17 protein-coding genes are annotated in these 19,372 nt (G+C 59.5%); 6 read left to right on the forward strand and 11 right to left on the reverse strand.

What is annotated here, in order from left to right; all coding sequences use genetic code 11:
• Positions 1-8: 8 nt before the first annotated feature.
• Entirely contained in the window at positions 9-350 is a 342-nt protein-coding gene (locus I6E74_RS09150) for an Rv2175c family DNA-binding protein (protein WP_197124927.1), read from the reverse strand.
• 204 nt (positions 351-554) lie between these two features.
• On the opposite strand from I6E74_RS09150, the gene I6E74_RS14380 reads away from it, so the two are divergent.
• Together I6E74_RS14380 and pknB are read left to right on the forward strand one after the other, a co-directional pair.
• Positions 555-2,027 (forward strand): LysM peptidoglycan-binding domain-containing protein, encoded by a 1,473-nt coding sequence (locus tag I6E74_RS14380; RefSeq protein WP_231601180.1) that lies wholly within the window; start codon positions 555-557, stop codon positions 2,025-2,027.
• A 58-nt stretch (positions 2,028-2,085) separates the two neighbouring features.
• Positions 2,086-4,059: a Stk1 family PASTA domain-containing Ser/Thr kinase gene (pknB, locus tag I6E74_RS09165; RefSeq protein WP_197124929.1), complete on the forward strand. Its 1,974-nt coding sequence runs from the start codon at positions 2,086-2,088 to the stop codon at positions 4,057-4,059.
• Positions 4,060-4,175: 116 nt separating this feature from the next.
• Here the strand turns inward: pknB and I6E74_RS09170 are convergent, their stop codons facing one another.
• Positions 4,176-5,546: a class II 3-deoxy-7-phosphoheptulonate synthase gene (locus tag I6E74_RS09170; RefSeq protein WP_307784439.1), complete on the reverse strand. Its 1,371-nt coding sequence runs from the start codon at positions 5,544-5,546 to the stop codon at positions 4,176-4,178.
• Positions 5,547-5,686: 140 nt separating this feature from the next.
• Positions 5,687-6,370, reverse strand: coding sequence for a 1-acyl-sn-glycerol-3-phosphate acyltransferase (locus I6E74_RS09175; RefSeq protein ID WP_197105512.1), 684 nt, complete (start codon positions 6,368-6,370; stop codon positions 5,687-5,689).
• Positions 6,371-6,531: 161 nt separating this feature from the next.
• On the opposite strand from I6E74_RS09175, the gene I6E74_RS09180 reads away from it, so the two are divergent.
• A complete protein-coding gene (locus I6E74_RS09180) occupies positions 6,532-8,355 on the forward strand; it encodes a long-chain fatty acid--CoA ligase (RefSeq protein WP_197124931.1) in 1,824 nt (607 codons plus the stop codon).
• 138 nt (positions 8,356-8,493) lie between these two features.
• Here I6E74_RS09180 and I6E74_RS09185 read toward each other — a convergent pair whose 3' ends face one another.
• The 3 genes from I6E74_RS09185 to I6E74_RS09195 all read right to left on the reverse strand — a co-directional run bounded on the left by I6E74_RS09185 (position 8,494) and on the right by I6E74_RS09195 (position 13,828).
• On the reverse strand, positions 8,494-8,985 hold the full coding sequence (locus I6E74_RS09185; RefSeq protein WP_197124932.1) for a peptide deformylase: 492 nt from the start codon (positions 8,983-8,985) through the stop codon (positions 8,494-8,496).
• Positions 8,986-8,989: 4 nt separating this feature from the next.
• Entirely contained in the window at positions 8,990-10,315 is a 1,326-nt protein-coding gene (locus I6E74_RS09190; protein ID WP_197124935.1) for a MinD/ParA family protein, read from the reverse strand.
• 108 nt (positions 10,316-10,423) lie between these two features.
• Positions 10,424-13,828 carry a pyruvate carboxylase gene (locus tag I6E74_RS09195; protein WP_197124937.1) on the reverse strand — a complete coding sequence of 1,135 codons (3,405 nt, stop codon included), beginning with the start codon at positions 13,826-13,828 and terminating at the stop codon, positions 10,424-10,426.
• Between the two features lie 121 nt (positions 13,829-13,949).
• On the opposite strand from I6E74_RS09195, the gene I6E74_RS09200 reads away from it, so the two are divergent.
• Positions 13,950-14,753, forward strand: coding sequence for a ParA family protein (locus I6E74_RS09200; protein WP_197124939.1), 804 nt, complete (start codon positions 13,950-13,952; stop codon positions 14,751-14,753).
• A gap of 185 nt (positions 14,754-14,938) precedes the next feature.
• Here the strand turns inward: I6E74_RS09200 and I6E74_RS09205 are convergent, their stop codons facing one another.
• The 4 genes from I6E74_RS09205 to I6E74_RS09220 form a co-directional block, all read right to left on the reverse strand.
• Complete coding sequence (locus I6E74_RS09205) at positions 14,939-15,487, reverse strand: MerR family transcriptional regulator (RefSeq protein WP_197124941.1); 549 nt, start codon at positions 15,485-15,487, stop codon at positions 14,939-14,941.
• A gap of 225 nt (positions 15,488-15,712) precedes the next feature.
• Positions 15,713-16,411: a MerR family transcriptional regulator gene (locus I6E74_RS09210; RefSeq protein ID WP_197124943.1), complete on the reverse strand. Its 699-nt coding sequence runs from the start codon at positions 16,409-16,411 to the stop codon at positions 15,713-15,715.
• A complete protein-coding gene (locus I6E74_RS09215; RefSeq protein ID WP_197124945.1) occupies positions 16,411-16,920 on the reverse strand; it encodes an FHA domain-containing protein in 510 nt (169 codons plus the stop codon). Before I6E74_RS09215 ends, I6E74_RS09210 begins: the two co-directional genes overlap by 1 nt.
• A gap of 44 nt (positions 16,921-16,964) precedes the next feature.
• Positions 16,965-17,549, reverse strand: coding sequence for a CDP-alcohol phosphatidyltransferase family protein (locus tag I6E74_RS09220; protein WP_197124947.1), 585 nt, complete (start codon positions 17,547-17,549; stop codon positions 16,965-16,967).
• Between the two features lie 83 nt (positions 17,550-17,632).
• Between I6E74_RS09220 and I6E74_RS09225 the strand changes: the two genes are divergently transcribed.
• Together I6E74_RS09225 and I6E74_RS09230 are read left to right on the forward strand one after the other, a co-directional pair.
• A complete protein-coding gene (locus tag I6E74_RS09225; protein ID WP_197124949.1) occupies positions 17,633-18,076 on the forward strand; it encodes a hypothetical protein in 444 nt (147 codons plus the stop codon).
• Positions 18,076-18,483, forward strand: coding sequence for an RNA-binding S4 domain-containing protein (locus tag I6E74_RS09230; RefSeq protein WP_197124950.1), 408 nt, complete (start codon positions 18,076-18,078; stop codon positions 18,481-18,483). Before I6E74_RS09225 ends, I6E74_RS09230 begins: the two co-directional genes overlap by 1 nt.
• Here I6E74_RS09230 and I6E74_RS09235 read toward each other — a convergent pair.
• Positions 18,480-19,370 carry a cytochrome c biogenesis CcdA family protein gene (locus tag I6E74_RS09235; protein WP_197124953.1) on the reverse strand — a complete coding sequence of 297 codons (891 nt, stop codon included), beginning with the start codon at positions 19,368-19,370 and terminating at the stop codon, positions 18,480-18,482. The genes I6E74_RS09230 and I6E74_RS09235 overlap by 4 nt on opposite strands.
• Positions 19,371-19,372 lie beyond the last annotated feature (2 nt).

The following is a 19,372-nucleotide window of genomic DNA, read 5'->3' on the forward strand; positions in this document are numbered from 1 at the left end:
GAGCGTGCTTAGAAACCGAGGGCCTGAGCGACACGGCGAACTTCAGCCTTGCGACCAGCTCTGAGAGCCTCAACGGGCGCGACGCCCAAACTCGGCTCGCTAGTGAGCAACCAGTTCATTGATTCATCGGACGAGAATCCGGCGTCCGAAAGAACGATCACGGTTCCCCTCAGTTCGCGCAGCGGCGATCCGTCGACGATGAATACGTCGGGAACCTGCCACACCCCATCGATTTTGCTCGCGAGGAGGGCGCCTTCCTCAATGAGGCGACGCACTTGGCTCACCTTGAGTCCGAGGAGCTCGGTGAGGTCTGGAACAGTAAGCCAGTTGATGGTGGGTGATTCAGTCACACGTTAAGACTGCCACGACACAGGTGTTAAATCTGACAGTTAGCACGGCATACCCAGAATATTCACTAGTGAACTTAGGTAACACCAGTCACATCAGTCACGCTAGCCACAATGGTTGACACTAATAAGCTTCTGTGACAGCGTTGAGCCGGTGATCTCAGTGATCACATGTACCTTCTCGGGGCCGGGAGCAGGAAGAACGCCATGACACATTTTACAATTGACGACACAGACAACATTGCTTCGACCGTTTTTGCTGGGCTAGTGCCCGCAGCATCCGTCGAATCACCTGATCGAGCTCGACGCATCGCTCAACAGCGCGCCCGCGTCAACCGTGGCGTCATGAATACCGTTCCCGTTCTCTTGGTCGGGTCACTCGCCGCTGCGACGTTCAACCTCACCGGGCCAGTAGAACCTGTCAACGCTAAAACGCCTGACGATCCCCGACTTTCGACGGAACGCGCCGCCAAGCCGACTCGGGTAGCGACTACGACGATCAGCGAAGCGTCAACCACAATCATCGGGCCCGCTCCGGCGAGCTACCGCGTTGCTGAAGGCGATACTGTCAGCGACATCGCCTCGCGCTATGGACTCTCCACCGCATCCGTCTTGGCATTGAACGGGCTGAGCTGGTCATCGATGATCTTCCCCGGACAAGAGCTCAAGCTGACGAAGGACGTCGTCAACACCGTCCCCAGCGTGAACCACGTCAAAACCACCAACGGTCAGTACACGATCGTCGCTGGTGACACGATCAGCGGCATCGCCCACAAATTTGGCGTCTCAACGATTTCAGTGATGTCGGCAAACGGTCTCGGCTGGTCGAGCATCATCTACCCGGGGCAGCTGCTGATAATTCCCGGCAACTTGAGCTCCCCCAGCCAGGAAACCGAAGAGTACGATTTCACCGCCGATAACGACGACGCCCCCAGCGAGAACGCGTCATCAATCGTCACCGAGGATGCCGCAGCGGATGTCGTCGAGACTCCCGCCGAAGTCGAGGTTGAGGTCGAAGCCCCAGCCCCCGTCGTGGAACCAGAGTCCGAACCAGCGCCTATCGCTGAAACGGCCCCGACTCCTGTCGAGGGAAGCACCTACCTAGTCGTTTCTGGTGACACCGCCTCCTCCATCGCATCGCGCGCCGGAATCTCCACTCAAGCGCTACTCGACGCAAACGGCCTAACCTCGTCAACCGTGATCTTCATCGGCGACAAACTGACGATCCCCTCGTCAAGCTCTGTACTCGCCAGCACCGGCGGAAGTGTCACCTACCTCAACTCCGAAATGCAGGCGAACGCCCAAGTGATCATTCAAGTCGGCCGCGATCTTGGCGTCTCCGACTACGGCATCACAATTGCGCTCGCCACCGCCATGCAAGAGTCGAGCTTGCGCAACCTCACCTGGGGTGACCGCGACTCTGTCGGCCTCTTCCAACAGCGCCCAAGCTCAGGCTGGGGAACTGTCAGCCAACTCACCACACCGTCTTATGCTGCGCGGCTGTTCTACGGCGGATCGAGCAACCCCAACAAGGGAATCACGCGCGGACTGTTGGAAATCTCGGGCTGGCAGAACATGAGCCTGACCCAAGCAGCACAGGCCGTTCAAATCTCAGCACACCCTGATGCATACGCAAAATGGGAGACATCCGCCCGATCTTGGCTAGAACAGCTCGGCTAAGCGCCAGAATAGCCGTGTCTAGCGGCACTCTCGAAGCTCAGAACTTTAGACTCTGAAGGTGAATGCGAACTCTACTGATCCGATGATCGGCCGTCTGCTCGACGGTCGGTATCAGATTCGTTCGCGCATCGCGCGTGGCGGCATGGCAACCGTGTACCTTGCCACCGACCAACGGCTCGAACGCAAAGTCGCTATCAAGGTAATGCACGGCCACCTTGCCGACGACAGCAAGTTCAAGGAACGCTTCGTTCAAGAGGCTCGATCCTCAGCACGGTTGGCCCACCCCAACGTCGTCAATGTCTTCGACCAAGGTCAAGACAGCGACATGGCCTACTTGGTAATGGAATACCTGCCCGGCATCACTCTGCGCGATCTACTGCTCGAACACCGCATCCTCACAACCGAGCAGACACTCGACATCATGGAAGCCGTGCTCGCCGGCCTCGCCGCCGCCCACAAAGCTGGCATCGTTCACCGCGACCTCAAACCAGAGAACGTCTTACTCGCCGACGACGGCCGCATCAAGATCGCCGACTTCGGACTCGCCCGTGCCGCTAGCGCCAACACTGCTACCGGCGCCTCACTGCTCGGGACAATCGCGTATCTCTCCCCCGAACTTGTGACTCGTGGACTGGCTGACACCCGTAGCGACATCTACGCCGTCGGCATCATGATGTACGAAATGCTCGTGGGCGAGCAACCCTTCAAGGGTGAGCAACCCATGCAGATTGCTTATCAGCACGCCAATGACGCCGTGCCGAGCCCCAGCTCACGCAACCACCTCGTTCCCGCAGAACTAGACGACCTCGTGCTCTGGGCGACCGCGCGCGAGCCGGATGACCGCCCCAAAGACGCACGAGTGCTGCTCGACCAGCTGTACCAAACGCACAGTTCGCTCATGACCGCGCTGCCGCCCACGGCATCCACTGCAGTTCAGCGAACGATGGTGCTTCCGAGCGCTCCGGCGGAAGAACCACAGAACTCGACGGCAGACACCCAGGTATTCGGCGCAGAGCTTCAGCAGGTTGCCGCTCCGGCTCCGACCCAAGTGTCCGAGAACACCACCACGCTGTCGACCCGCGCGACGAAACGAAAGTCACGCGGCTGGTGGCTGCTCGTCCTCATCGTTCTGCTCGTCGGTGGGGCAGCCGGTGCTGGCTGGTACTTCGGGGCTGGCCCCGGCTCACAAGTGACGATTCCTGACAGCATCCGCAATGCTACGCCCGAAGAAGCCCAAGCAATCTTGGAAGACCTTGGGCTCGTCGTCAGCGATGAACTCGGCGAAACCTATGACCCAGTGGTCGCGGTCGACCTTGTGGCGAACTCCGCTCCAGAAGTGGGTGCGAGCGTGCCGAACGGCTCTCCCGTGCAGCTACTGATCTCGCAGGGTCCACGCCCACTCGCTGTGCCTGACTTCTCTGGAATGACGGAAGAAGAAGCGCGCGCTGCTATCGAAGCAGCCCCCTTCACTCTCGTCGAGCCCATCATCAAACAGTTCGACAGCGATATTGCGGCGGGTCTCGTCGTTGATGTACTTGGTGCAGACTCCGCATCAATTCTCGGAGCCGAAAACTACGGCGAGCTTCAAGACGTAACCCTCGTTATCTCCGCAGGCGCGCTGCCCGATGTCACGTGCTCTACCGTCGACGAAGCAACGCAAACCCTTGCCGGAGTCGGGCTGAACGCCGAGACCGGCATCCAAGTATTCAGCGACTGCCAAGAAGGTACCGTGGTTGCCATCGACTCCGAAAAGAATGCGGATGGGGTTGCACGCACATTCCGCGAAGGCGATACGGCGACCCTGATCATCTCGAAGGGCCCGGACCTCGTGCAGGTACCCGACGTTTCCGGAGAGACGATCAATGGGGCCATCGCAGAGCTCGAGGAACTCGACTTCATCGTCAACGTCGAGACCGACCTGCCGCAGGGATTCTGGGGTTCCGGCCTCGCCATAGTTTCCGGCACCGACCCGTCAGCGGGCGAGGCGATCAAGCGCGGCTCTGAAGTCACCGTTTACGGTCCGCAGATCTAGCTTCGGTTCTCGCCCACAGCGCCAAGTGGGCTGTGGCTCGCTACACCGCGAAAAACGCCCGGCACCCGTGACGCTCTCCTGAGAGAGTGCGGGGATGGCGGGCGTTTTCAGTGGCGCTAGAAAGCGCGAAGCTCCTCGGCTACCAAGAAAGCGAGTTCAAGCGACTGCATGTGGTTGAGTCGCGGGTCACACAGCGACTCGTAGCGAGTCGCGAGAGTAGCCTCATCGATCTGCTCTGAACCGCCCAGGCACTCCGTGACATCGTCACCAGTGAGCTCAATGTGGATACCACCGGGGTAGGTTCCCGCGGCGCGGTGCGATTCGAAGAAGCCCTTGACCTCATCAACAACATCGTCGAAACGACGCGTCTTGTAGCCAGTGGGTGTGGTGAGCCCGTTGCCGTGCATCGGGTCGGTGATCCACAGCGGCGTCGCGTCCATCTCCTTGATGGCCTCAAGCAGCGGCGGGAGCGCGTCGCGAACCTTGCCAGCACCCATGCGGGTGATGAAGGTCAGACGGCCAGGCTCGCGCTCAGGGTCAAGCTTGTCGATGAGCTGCTTCATAGTCTCGGGCGTCGTAGTCGGACCGAGCTTGACGCCGATCGGGTTACGCAGTCGCGAGAAGTAGTCGATGTGAGCACCATCGAGGTCGCGCGTGCGCTCCCCGATCCACAAGAAGTGGGCGCTCGTGTTGTACGGCGTGCCGGTGCGCGAATCAATGCGCGTCATCGGACGCTCGTAGTCCATGAGCAGACCCTCGTGGCTCGAGTAGAACTCGGTACGCTTGAGTTCGTCGAAGTCGGCTCCTGCTGCTTCCATGAAGCGCACTGCCTTGTCGATCTCTTTAGCAAGGCTCTCGTACTGGCGATTCGCCGGGTTGGCAGCGAAGCCCCTGTTCCACGAATGAACCTGGCGAAGGTCGGCGAAGCCACCCTGCGTGAACGCACGGATGAGATTCAGGGTCGAGGCTGCCGTGTGGTAGCCCTCAACCAGACGAGCAGGATCAGCAGTGCGGGACTCCGGCGTGAAGTCGTAACCATTGACGATGTCGCCGCGGTAGGCCGGCAGCGTGACGTCGCCGCGTGTCTCAGTGTCGCTCGACCGAGGCTTAGCGAACTGGCCAGCCATGCGGCCCATCTTCACGATCGGCTTCGACGCGCCGTACGTGAGCACAACAGCCATCTGCAGGATTGTCTTGACACGATCGCTGATCTGCTGCGCAGTCGCGCCCGCAAAAGTCTCGGCACAGTCACCGCCCTGCAAGAGGAACGCTTCGCCCTGAGCCGCACGCGCGAGACGAGTGCGCAGACGATCTACTTCGCCCGCGAAAACCAGGGGCGGCAGCGACGCAATCTTGCTGGATGCTTCTCCAACGGCGTCGGCATCCGGCCACTGTGGCTGCTGTTTGATGGGGAGCGTGCGCCAGTTGTCTAGACCCGCAATCACGGCGGGATCAGCAAGTACGACTGGTTCTGACGGGTCGACCACGAGGAGTTTCCTTCATACAATTACAGCGAAAATGAACGGGTTTGTGACCCACTATGAGCCTACCGGCACAAGTGGGTGCTGAGTGTCACCGTTACAGCACTGCTGCACGGCGAGACGCTTCGGTGAATAGCCCGCCGTTACTAACGACGTGCGGCGCGGTCCTTCACCGAGGTGGCATAGACATCCACATACTCCTGACCGCTGATGCGGTTGAGCTCATACATGATCTCGTCAGTGATCGAACGAAGGATGAACCGGTCACCCTCCATGCCCTCGAAACGGCTGAAGTCGAGCGGCTCACCGAAGACGATTCCGATACGGCCCATGCGAGGAATCTTCGTGCCGATGGGCATGACCTTTTCAGTGTCGATCATCGCGACAGGAACAACCGGAACATGGCCTTCGAGAATCATGCGTGCGACTCCGGTGCGGCCGCGATACATCTTGCCGTCGGGGCTGCGCGTTCCCTCGGGATAGATGCCGAGCACCTCTCCACGAGCCAAAACCGCTAGGCCGGTATTGAGCGATGCCTCTGAAGCTTTGCCGCCGGAACGGTCAATCGGCAGCATCCCCGTGCCGTTGAAGAACGCACGCGAGAGCCAGCCCTTAATGCCACGCCCAGTGAAATAGTCACTCTTGGCGAGAAAGAAGATGCGGCGGTCCATGATGAGTGGCAGGAACACCGAGTCGATGAACGACAAGTGATTGCTCGCCAAGATGACGCCGCCCTTGCGAGGAACGTTCTCAAGACCGGAAACCCACGGACGGAAGACGGTCTTCAAGATGGGACCGGCAACCAGATTCTTCATAAACCAATAGAACATGGCACCTCAATTCCTCGTCGCGGGACTCCCCACTCTACCGTTTGCCGGAACGTACCCCACAAACGGGTGCAAATTTTCTCACGCGCCAATGCGCACGTGGTTAGGCGAGCCTGACCTCGCTAGAGTGGAGTAGACCACCTACCGGTGCCAAAGGAGTTGCCGTGAAACAGTTTGATGTACCAGCCCTAGTTGAGGCTGACCCGGAAGCAAACGCTACCGATCTATTGATGGATCGCGTTGCGGCCACACCCAACAATGCGTTGTTCTCGCTCCCCACCGCCAATGGTGGCTGGAGCGATGTGACTTCGTCAGAATTTCTTACCCAAGTGAAAGCCCTCGCCAAGGGACTCGTCGCTGCTGGCATTGAGCCCGGCGACAAAATTGGCCTCATGTGCAAGACCCGCTATGAGTGGACGCTCATTGACTTCGCGACTTGGTTTGCGGGCGCAGTGCTCGTGCCAATTTACGAGACCAGCTCGCCCAGCCAGATTCTGTGGAACATCACGGACTCCGGCGCGACCGGGATGATCACAGAAACACCCGATCACTTCGCGCGCTTCGACGAGATTCGCGCCGACGTGCCCGGCATCGCCAATCTGTGGCAGATCGATTTGGGAGACCTCGACAAACTCGCCAAGTCGGGCACCGACGTCACCGACGAAGAAATCGAACGTCGCCGTAATCTGGCCAAGGGCTCCGATCTCGCGACGCTGATCTACACCTCGGGAACCACCGGAAAACCCAAGGGTTGCATCATCACGCACTCCAACTTTGTTGAGCTGTGCCGCAACTCGCAAAAGGCGATCCCCGAGGTCGTCAACCCCGATTCGAGCACGCTGCTCTTCATTACGACAGCGCACATCTTCGCTCGCTTCATCTCGATCCTCTGTGTCCACGGAGGCGTCAAGGTCGGACACCAGCCTGACACCAAGATGCTCTTGCCATCGATGGCGTCATTCAAGCCGACGTTCCTCTTGGCTGTGCCACGGGTATTCGAGAAGGTCTACAACTCCTCGGAGCAGAAGGCTGAAGCTGGCGGCAAGGGCAAGATCTTCCGCAAGGCTGCCGACGTTGCGATCGCACATTCGAAGGCTCTCGATGAAGGACACGTTCCGCTGGGACTCAAGATCCAGTTCGCCGTCTTCGACCGTCTCGTGCTCTCCAAGATTCGCGCAGCACTCGGCGGGCGCGTCAAGTATGCGGTCTCCGGATCTGCACCGCTCGGATTGCGCCTCGGTCACTTCTACCGAAGCCTCGGCCTCACGATCCTCGAGGGCTACGGACTCACCGAGACCACCGCCCCCATTTCGGTCAACAAGCCCTCTAACTTCAAGATCGGCAAGGTCGGCCCGCCGCTCCCCGGCGTTTCGGTGCGGATTGCCGACGACGGTGAGATTCAGGCCAAGGGCGTGTGCGTCTTCGACGGGTACTGGAACAACCAGGCTGCCACCGACGATGTTTTTGAAGACGGTTGGTTCAAGACCGGAGATATCGGTCAGTTCGACGAAGATGGATACCTTGAGATCACCGGTCGCAAGAAGGAAATCATTGTGACTGCCGGCGGCAAGAATGTTGCTCCCGCGGCACTCGAAGACCCCATCCGCGCTAACCCGATCATCGGCCAAGTAATCGTCGTTGGTGAACAGCGTCCGTTCATTTCGGCCCTCGTCACGCTCGATGAAGAAATGTTGCCCGTGTGGCTCGCCAACAACGGGCTCGACGCAACCTGGACCCTAGAGCAGGCGGCGAAAAATCCTGCAGTACTCGCCGAAGTCCAGCGCGCGATTGACGTGGGAAACTCTCAAGTCTCCCGTGCCGAGTCAATCCGTAAGTTCCACATCCTCGATGCGGACCTCACCGAAGAGAGCGGTCACTTGACGCCCAAGATGAGCATCAAGCGCAATGTGATTCTGGCTGACTTTGCCGATGTAATCGACTCACTGTACTCAAACTCACCGGCGACAGAAGGTATCTCGCTGAAGTAACACTACAAAAGCTGAAGGCCCCGTCATACGCAAGTATGGCGGGGCCTTCAGCGTGTGATCCCCCGCAGACGTTCGCTAACGGGCGCACTCAATCACACGCGATCTCTCGAAGCGAGAGGGGCGTGATGTGGCTGAGGTTTAGTACCAGGGCGCCTGACGGATCGCGCGCATCGCTTCGCGCTTAGCCTCAGGCTCGAGGCCCTCGATATACAAATGGCCATCGAGATGATCGGTCTCGTGCTGCAACGCCTGAGCCATGAGCCCTTCGCCGCTGAGCTCGACGGGCTCGCCCGCGAGGTCTACTCCTGTGACGCGGGCGAAAGGATAACGACGGCGCAAGAAATAGAAGCCGGGCACAGACAAGCAGCCCTCGTCTACCAGTTCCGACTCCCCCGACACTTCCTCAAGCACCGGGTTGATGATGTAGCCGATATCGCCGTCAATGTTGTAGCTGAATGCGCGCAAGCCGACACCGATTTGGTTAGCGGCGAGGCCGGCGCGGCCAGGCAGCTTGACCGTCTCAATAAGGTCGTCGATGAGGGCAGCAGCACGGGGATCGCCTATGACAATGGGATCGCATGCTGAGCGAAGGACGGGATCGCCAAAAAGGCGAATCTCACGAACAGCCATAGTGTCAGTTAGCCCGAACTGCGGGAAGACCATCCATGACAACCGCCGCGAGTTCGCGAGCAGCAGCCTTGGTCAACCTGTTGAGGTCGCGGTAATGCACAACGGACCCCGTAGCCAAGCTGGGGTCGTAGGGCACGCGAACGATCTCACGCACGCGCGACCTGAAATGAGCCTCGATCTCCTCAAGCTTCACCAAGTTGGTGCCCTGAGTGGCGGTGTTGATAGCCACGACAGCGTTCTTGACGAGATCTTCGTGCCCGTTGGATTCGAGCCACGTAAGAGTCTCTGATGCGAGACGCGCTTCGTCTACGCTGCCGCCGGAAACGATGACAATGGAGTCAGCTCGCTGCAGCGTTGCCCGCATAACCGAGTGAACAATTCCCGTGCCACAGTCAGTGATAGCGACCGAATAGAAACGCTCGGCCATGTCGGCGACAACGTTGTAGTCGTTTTCGTCGAACGCTTCTGACACATGCGGGTCAGTATCGGATGCCAAAACGTCGAGGCGAGTCTCGTCACGAGACACCACGGTTTGGAATTCGCTAAACGTGTGGAGCGACTCCGCACGCATCACGACATCGCGAACCGTTGCACGAGTTTGCTTGTCGATTCGCTCGGCAAGCGTTCCGCGGTCGGGGTTGGCATCGATCGCAATAATGCGGTCCTCGCGGGTATCTGCCAAGGCCATCCCCAGAAGAGCTGTGATCGTGGTCTTGCCCACCCCACCCTTGCGCGTGAGAACAGGAACGAAACGCGTTCCACCGACAAAAGTCTTGGTAACACGAGCCTCAAGAGCCTTGCGCTCTTTCACGCGGTACGAATCGCCGAGGTTCACGAGATGGAACGTCGCAGCGTAAACGAGTTCTTGGAAAAATCCCTCGGGCGCCGCGGTGCGGTTCTTCTTGCCAGGGTTGATGAGGCGCTCAGCCGTCAGCATCGTCGCCGTCTCTGGCGTCGTGGTGCGCACCTCGGTGCGCTGGCGACCGCGACGGGTCGTCGGACGGTCTGTTGGTGGCAGCTCCGGAATAACAGCCACTTCAGGCACGGACTCGGGCGGGATAGTCACAACCGACTCCGGCGCGAACGTGATTGTGGTGGTTGCCATGGATGCGACATCGACATGATGAGCGTTGACAGCAACATCGTCAATCGCTACGGCAGCTTCATGCTCAGGAGTCTCGCGAACAGCGACCGGCAGCGAGAGCGTGAAGGTCACGTTGTCGGTGTTCGGGGCCTGCTCGACCGTCGACTCCTTCGCATCGTGATCGGTCGACGTATCGTGCGCGTCGACGGACGGCTGCACATCAGGTTCATTGCGCTTCGTAGTCACGTATCGATCCCCTCCAGAAAGCAAACACACCACTTTACCGCGTTAACGAGCGAGACGTGACCGATGTGGTTACAACGATCACGTCCCTACCCTACAAACTTCTGCGGTTTAGCTGGGTTCTATTTCCACAAGCAAGTCGCCGCCGTCTACCTGCTGCGTCTTCGGAATGGCCAATCGCTTGACCGTTCCGGCAACGGATGCCGTGATTGCGGCTTCCATCTTCATCGCTTCGATCGAAGCTACAGCGTCGCCGACTGCAACAGTTGTGCCCTCTTCTACCTGCAGCGTGACAACACCGGAGAACGGCGCCGCTACGTGTCCAGGCTTCGACGGATCAGCCTTCTCAGCCGCAGTCGAATCGACCTTGATGCTCTGATCGCGAATGAACACCGGCCGCAACTGCCCGTTCAGGGTCGCCATGACGGTGCGCATTCCCTTCTCGTCAGCCTCGCCGATCGCTTCGAGACCGACGAACAATTGCACGCCCTTCTCGATCTCAACGACGTGCTCGTGACCCTGCTGGATGCCGTAGAGGTAATCCTTGCTATCGAGGGCCGACAAGTCTCCATAGGTTTCGCGAGCCGTCTCAAAGATCTGGGTGGGGCCAGCGAACAGCAACCGGTTGAGCGCTGAACGGCGCTCCTGCGGCTCACCGTCGAGAGCAGCCTGATCTTCAGCGCTGATTTCCTCAATGCCGATCTTGACGTTGCGCCCCTTCAGCACCTTCGAGCGGAAGGGCTCAGGCCAGCCACCGGGCAGTTCGCCCAACTCACCAGCCATGAAGCCAATCACTGAATCAGGGATGTCGTACTTGTCGGGGTTCTCTTCGAAGTCGGCAGGGTCTGCGTGCGCTGCAGCAAGAGCTAGCGCCAGGTCGCCAACGACCTTCGAGGACGGGGTGACCTTCGGCGGACGGCCGAGCATCTTGTTTGCCGCAGCGTAAAGGTTCTCAATCGTCTCGAACTGGTCAGCGAGACCCAGCGCAATCGCCTGCTGGCGCAGGTTCGACAACTGTCCACCAGGGATTTCGTGGTGGTAGACCCGCCCAGTCGGACCGGGCAGGCCCGATTCGAATGGCGCGTAGGCGTGACGCACAGCCTCCCAGTACGGTTCGAGATCGGAGACCGCGTCGAGCGAGATGCCCGTGTCGCGTTCGGTGTGGGCGAGAGCCGCAACCAAAGCCGACATGGATGGCTGACTTGTCGTTCCTGCCATGGGAGCGCTCGCGACATCCACTGCGTCTGCACCGGCACGGGAGGCCGCCAGCAGAGTAGCCAGCTGGCCGCCTGCCGTGTCGTGAGTGTGAACGTGCACCGGAGCATCGAAACGTTCACGTAGGGCCGTCACAAGCTTCTCAGCGGCTTCCGCACGCAATAGACCAGCCATGTCCTTGATCGCGAGCACATGGGCGCCGCTTTCCATGATCTGATCGGCAAGCTTGAGGTAGTAGTCGAGCGTGTAGAGATCCTCATTCGGGTCAAGCAAGTCACCCGTGTAGCAGAGGGCAACTTCAGCAACGGCAGTGCCCGTGTTCAGCACAGCATCAATAGCCGGTCGCATCTGCGAAACATCGTTGAGCGCGTCAAAGATGCGGAAGATATCGACACCGGTATCAGCGGCCTCGCGCACGAAGGCATCCGTAACTTCGGTCGGATACGGCGTGTAGCCAACCGTGTTACGACCACGCAAGAGCATTTGAATCGCGATGTTCGGCAGGGCTTCGCGCATGGATGCGAGACGCTCCCACGGGTCTTCGGCTAGGAACCGCAGAGCAACGTCGTACGTTGCCCCGCCCCAGGCCTCGACCGAAAGCAACTCTGGCGTCATGCGAGCCACGTGCGGCATTACCGCGACAAGGTCGCGAGTGCGCACTCGAGTGGCAAGCAACGACTGATGGGCATCGCGGAAAGTTGTTTCCGTCACGGCAAGGGACTTCTGCTCGCGCAGAGCCGAGGCGAACCCGGCCGGGCCGAGCTCCAACAAACGCTGACGCGACCCGGCCGGAGCTTCGACCGAAAGATCGATTGCAGGCAACTTCAATTGCGGGCTGATGATGCCAGCACCGTCGCCATTGGGTTGGTTGACGGTGACATCGGCCAGCCACGTAAGGATCTTTGTTCCGCGGTCCTTGGAACGATGCGAGTTGACGAGCCACGGGCGCTCATCAATGAACGCGGTGCTCAAATCTCCGGCAATAAACTCGGGGTCATCGAGCACTCCCTGAAGGAACGGGATGTTCGTCGTGACACCGCGAAGACGGAACTCAGCGAGTCCACGACGGGCGCGACGCACAGCGGACGCGAAGTCGCGGCCACGGCACGTCATCTTCACGAGCATGGAGTCGAAGTGCGGGGAAATCTGCGAACCAGCAGAGACCGTTCCACCGTCCAGACGGATGCCGGCGCCACCAGGTGAGCGGTACGTCGTGATCTTGCCTGTGTCGGGGCGGAACCCGCTAGCGGGATCTTCGGTCGTGATGCGGCACTGCAGAGCCGCTCCACGCAGCTTCAGTTCGTCTTGACGCAGGCCCAAATCTTCTAACGACTCACCGAAGGCAATTCGCATTTGAGATTGCACGAGGTCAACGTCGGTGACTTCTTCTGTCACCGTGTGCTCGACCTGGATACGCGGGTTCATCTCGATGAAGACGTGTTCGCCCTTACGCTCCCCCGCCGTGTCGAGCAGGAACTCGACCGTGCCGGCGTTGACGTAGTCAATCGACTTCGCAAAAGCGATCGCGTCGCGGTACATCGCTTGACGCGTGTCTTCGTCGAGGTTCGGGGCCGGTGCGATCTCGACAACCTTCTGGTGACGTCGCTGCACCGAGCAGTCACGCTCGAACAAGTGGATGACGCCGCCATGGGCGTCGGCCAAGATTTGGACTTCGATGTGGCGAGGACGAACGACGGCCTGCTCAACAAACATCGTGGGATCACCGAACGCGCTGTCGGCTTCACGCATTGCCTCTTCTAGAGCACCGCGCAAATCTTCTTTTTTCTCGACGCGACGCATACCGCGCCCGCCACCACCGGCAACAGCCTTGGCGAAGACCGGGAAACCGATCTCCTCGGCACCCGCAATGAGTTCCTCAAGATCCGTGCTGGCAGGAGTCGACTTGAGAACGGGAACTCCCGCCGCAATCGCGTGCTCCTTTGCCGTCACCTTGTTTCCAGCCATTTCGAGCACCTTGGTGGGTGGGCCAATGAAAGCGATACCGGCATCCGCTGCAGCATGCGCGAGCTCAGGGTTCTCAGAAAGGAAGCCATAGCCCGGGTAGATCGCGTCAGCGCCAGACTCTTTGGCGACACGGATAATCTCGGAAACATCGAGATAGGCGCGGACAGGATGCCCCTCTTCACCAATCTGGTAAGCCTCATCAGCTTTCAGACGATGCACCGAATTTCGGTCTTCGTAAGGGAAAACGGCCACAGTTCTTGCCCCGAGTTCGACAGCCGCACGCATTGCGCGGATAGCAATCTCACCTCGGTTGGCAACGAGAATCTTCTTAAACATTCGGTCCTTCCTGACAAAAACCAAGCCTAGAGTGATTGAACTCTGGCAGTTTCCTCAAGGGTGCGCAAAAGTTGGCGGTGTTTTAGGTTTCTTAACAGTAGTGAAGGTATCGTCGTTACTCGTGCACGTACTTAGCGTTAGTTCCCTCAAGGGGGGCGTCGGAAAGACGACTGTCACGCTTGGGCTCGCTTCGGCGGCTTTCGCTCGCGGTCTTCGAACTCTCGTCGTCGACCTTGATCCCCAGTCCGATGTGTCGACCGGAATGGACATTGATGTCGCCGGCCACCTGAACGTGGCTGACGTACTCGCCTCTCCCAAAGAGAAGATCGTGCGTGCTGCGATCGCGCCGAGTGGCTGGACAAAGGGCCGCCCCGGCAAAGTGGACGTTCTGATCGGTTCGCCTTCGGCTATCAATTTCGATGGACCGCACCCGAGCATCCGTGATATCTGGAAGCTTGAAGAAGCCCTCGCGAACGTCGAAGCTGACTACGATCTCGTGCTCATTGACTGCGCACCATCGCTCAACGCCCTCACACGCACCGCGTGGGCAGCCAGCGATCGTGTAGCCATTGTCACCGAACCTGGCCTTTTCTCGGTCGCCGCCGCTGACCGCGCTCTGCGCGCGATCGAAGAGATCCGTCGCGGCCTCTCCCCCCGTCTTCAGCCGCTCGGCCTCATCGTGAACCGCCTGCGGTCACAATCGCTTGAGCACCAATTCCGCATCAAAGAACTGCGGGACATGTTTGGACCACTCGTGCTTTCGCCACAGCTTCCCGAGCGCACGTCGCTCCAGCAAGCTCAAGGTGCCGCGAAGCCCCTGCACGTATGGCCCGGTGAGAGCGCGCAAGAAATGGCGCGTTACTTCGACCAACTACTCGACCGCGTCATGCGTGCGGCACGCATGGGCGAATACAGCAACGGCTAGCAACGAACCTCCGGCCTGCGCTGGGGTGCTGAAGCACGTCATTGTTAGGGCGAGCGCTGTCTGGCTAAGCGGTGTTGTCGCGACCGAGCACAGCAAGTATCTGGCGTGAGCGCGCCAAAAAATTCAGCGCAGCGACTGTGCGCCAGAAAGAAGAAATGCCGGAAGCGGCGCCCAGCAGGGGTTGCTTAGGAGGCGCGGGATGCGCGGCGCTTCGCCAGCTCATCCATGGGATCTTCACCCTTGACCGTGTCGAGGTCGATGAGGCTTGTTTCGACCTCACGAAGAACCTTACCTACGGCGATGCCAAAGACTCCCTGGCCGCGGCTAACGAGGTCAATAACTTCGTCATTGGATGTGCACAAATAGACACCGGCACCATCACTCATCAGAGTGGTTTGAGCGAGGTCGTGAATGCCCGACTCACGAAGTTGGTTGACAGCGATACGGATCTGCTGAAGCGAGATTCCCGTGTCGAGAAGGCGCTTAACAAGCTTGAGCACCAAGATGTCGCGAAAGCCATAGAGTCGCTGCGAACCTGACCCTGCCGCGCTGCGGACAGTGGGTTCAACAAGCTGGGTGCGAGCCCAGTAGTCGAGCTGACGATAGCTAATGCCGGCTGCGCGCGCGGCGACGGCGCCGCGGTAGCCGGAGGTGTGGTCGAGGTCTGGCATTCCGTCGGTAAAGAGGAGGCCGAGGTCGTAGCGTGACTCTTCGCTACGGTTAACTTCACTCATGGCTTTGCCCCTTTAGTTCTGATTGACCAGCACGAAAACAACGAACCTTCATGTTGAAGTTGACGCTTAGTGTTTCGTGTTACCCCACGGTAGTCACGCCCACCGCCTCTATCAACGACATTCGCAAAAAGTCGGCGGCGTGTCGGAATCAGTCGGATAAAACTGGGCCAACCTCGCGGAACCGCGTTCAGCGCGAGCCGAAAAACGGTCAACAGATCGACCGTACTACGAATCCATCCGACTGAGGGCGGATCGGATAAGACTGCTGCGAACAATCTCCAACTGGCCCGCAATTTCGCGCGCCATCTCCGCAGCACGTGCTCGACTTGACGCGTCCTTGCGACGGGCAACCGGCATTAGGGCGCTCTCAATGAGCCCCAGTTCACGCTCAGCCGCCGCGCGGAAGCCGCGAAGGTGTCGTGGTTCGATACCGCTGCGTTGAAGCTCCACAAGCGATTTGAGAACAGCAAGCGCATCTTCACCAAAAACATCGGAGGCAACAATGAGAGACGACGAAATAGCATCGCCCAACAGCATCGGGCTGGCACCAGCCTCGCGGATCAACTCGTCGCGAGTGAGCTTGCGCTCGGCCGACAGCATGGATGCTGCAGCAACGGCGCCACCAGGAAGCTCAGGCGTGCGCCCGGCATCCATCTCTTCCAAATAGCCACGAATGACCTTCAGCGGAAGGTAGTGGTCACGCTGCATCGTGAGAACGAAGCGCAAGCGCTCCATGTCTGCCGACGAAAACTTGCGGTAGCCCGAGGCTGTGCGCGCCGGCGAGACCAGTTTGCGCTCCTCAAGGAAGCGCAGCTTCGATGGAGTTAGATCAGGAAACTCTGGGCTGAGCTTGGCAAGAACCTGCCCAATGCTCAGAAGCGCTGGTGCCGGAGTCGAACGCGTCTGACGCGCTACCCCAGCCACTAATTACCAACCGCCGACGCAAGATCGCGACGCGACGGGTAGAACGTGAGCTTGTACTTGCCGATTTGAACCTCAGCACGATCGCGAAGGACAGCAGTGGACTCAATGCGATCGCCGCCAAGATAGGTGCCATTGAGCGACCCCAAATCTTTGACGTCAAATGCTGTGCCTGAACGCAAGAACTCGACATGACGGCGAGACACCGTGACGTCATCGAGAAAAATATCTGCCTCAGGATGACGCCCCACCGTAGTGATGTCAGCATCCAAAAGAAAACGCGCCCCCACGTTTGGGCCGCGGCGAACGATCAACAACGCAGACCCCGAAGGCAATGCGGCGATCGCTTCCTGCTCATCGACGGAAACGTCGACCCCCATAGCGGCGACCTGAGCCGCAAACTCGTGACTGTACGTGGCAGTGGTGTCGATCCGCTCGACAATAGGCTGCGCGGACGTCTCATTTGCCGACTCTACGTCGGCGCCGTGACCATTATTCATTGACTCAACCATCGCAAACCTCCCTGACTGACCAGCGTATCGGATCGGAGCACAACTCAGACCCTCGGGAGGCGAGAAATACGGACGGATTGCGCAACATAGATGAAGCCAGCCCACCAATACAAGAACGCACCCCAGAGCGCGAACGCCCACCCGATTGGATCAGTAACCCCTGCAATTGCCGGGAATGCTTGGCCCAGCATCAAAATCGGCAACGCATAGAACAGTGCAGCCGTGGCAACTTTGCCCAAATGGTGCACCGGTAGCGGGCCAAAACCGTAGTTCGCCGAGATGATTCCCAAAATCACCAGCATGATGTCGCGCCCGACAATGACCAAGAACAACCACCAGGGGATGACGTCGCGCGCGGCGAGACCAATCAGCGCGGCAAAAATAAACAGGCGGTCAGCCGCCGGATCAAGTAACTGGCCGAGCCTCGTGATTTGGTTGAAACGACGAGCAATCACGCCATCGAGATAGTCGCTCAGGCTGGAAAACACTAGAACGATCAGAGCCAGCGCATCTTGGGCCGAGATGATCAAATAGAGGAAAACCGGAACCAACGCGAGCCGGATGAAGCTCAAGACATTGGGCACAGTCCACACACGATCGCTGATCTCGGGTGAACTGCGCGTGGCCACCCTCCAAGTCTAGCGATCATCCGCGCGCAAAATGCCGAGAAAGCAACTCAATCTTCTCTGGACGCAGGCGTACCCTTGAACGCATGTCATGCATCCGCTTCAACACTCCAGCCCAGCGGGAACAAATGCGGGCAATGGCCCCGTCGATGCTCACTGCCGCGGAAGCCGCGGAACTCCACCCCGCCCCCGAGATAACCGCGAGCAAAATCGCGAGGATCCGCATCCTGGCGGCCGACCCCAATCCGAAAATTCGCGAAAGTGCCGCGAGTAACCACAACACGCCCATCGACGTGTTCGAAACGCTCGCCCGCGATACTGACGACGGGGTGCGCGCCTGTGTGGCTCGCAACGAATACGCTCCCTGCGACGTTCTCCGGATGCTCGCCGACGACCCCTCGGAGACCGTGCGCGGTTTCTTGGCGATCAACTTCTTTGTTCCCGAAGACACCATGCTCACACTCGCCGCGGACACCAGCGCCACAGTGCAGCGACTCGTGCAGTGGAAAACTGAACTCGCCTCCGCCTAATGGCTGCCGGAGCAGTTCGCGTCGATAGCTGGTTGTGGGCGGTCCGCGTCTACAAGACCCGCTCTCAAGCGACTACGGCGTGCCGTGCCGGCCACGTGAAAGTCGGCGGCACGAGTGTTAAAGCAGCGCAGGCAGTAAAAATCGGCGACCAAGTGCGGGTTCGAATTGCCGGATTCGACCGCATCCTGGTCGTTAGGCAGACGATTGTGAAAAGGGTTTCAGCCGTAACGGCAGCCGAGAGCTACATCGACGAGACTCCCCCGCCGCCTTCTCGCGAAGAACGTGCCTTCGCGCCGATGCGTGATCGTGGCGCCGGTCGTCCCACCAAACGTGAGCGACGAGAACTTGAGAAACTGCGCGGCAGAGACAACACGGACTCCGGCGACGAATGGATGACCGAGCTTTAGCGTTCGAGCGCTTCAGTTTGTTCAGGCGCTTCGGTTTGTTCAGGCGCTTGCAGGAGTGCTTTGGCCCGGGCCTGACGCGACACCAGCCACACAACGACGCCGGCAGAAGCAGAAGCCGCGACTACCCCGAGCAAGAACACAACGTTGTTGATGCTCGCGCCCGTTGTCGCGGCCCATGACTCTGCACGGTACTGAGCGGTGATCGGGACGAAACCGCCCAGCGACGCGGTTCCGTCGCTGACCAACAGAAGGATGCCGATCCCGATCGTGAGCGCGCCAGAAATGATCATGGTCCACGAATTCGACCAGCTGCGGATCGTGAGCGTGCGCGGACGCAGCCATGACCGACCACGCGCCCCCACGCGCTTCCACACCGCAGCAAGCACGAGCAGAGGGACCGTGAGCCCGAGCGCATAGAGCGTAAGCATGATGGCACCGTAGGCAGCGTTTCCGCTCAGAGCCGCAACCGCGAGCACCGACCCGAGGATGGGGCCAGCGCAGACACCGGCGACCGCGTAAACCATGCCGAGGGCGAACACGGAAACTGCCGAGGTTCGATCCGTCGCGGCATCCGCGTTTTCGGTTCGGCTGAAACCGGGAATCGGGATGCCGAACAGCTGAATCGCGCCGGCGACGATCACCACGATTGCTGCGCCAACCACGAGAGCACCGCGATGCTCATTAACGAGTGACCCCAGCGTGGCCGAAAACACTCCCAACGGAACCAACGTGGTCACCAAGCCGCCAAAGAACAATCCTGTTCGCGCAAAAAGCTTTGCCGCTGAACCAAACGCATAGGCGAAAAACGCCGGCAACAGCATGACTGAGCATGGGCTCAATAGCGCAAACAATCCGCCGATGAATGCCCCGGCGTAACCGATGTCCACCG

Origin of the sequence: Salinibacterium sp. SWN139 (assembly GCF_015864625.1) — a bacterium.
In the GTDB taxonomy this organism is placed as follows: domain Bacteria; phylum Actinomycetota; class Actinomycetes; order Actinomycetales; family Microbacteriaceae; genus Rhodoglobus.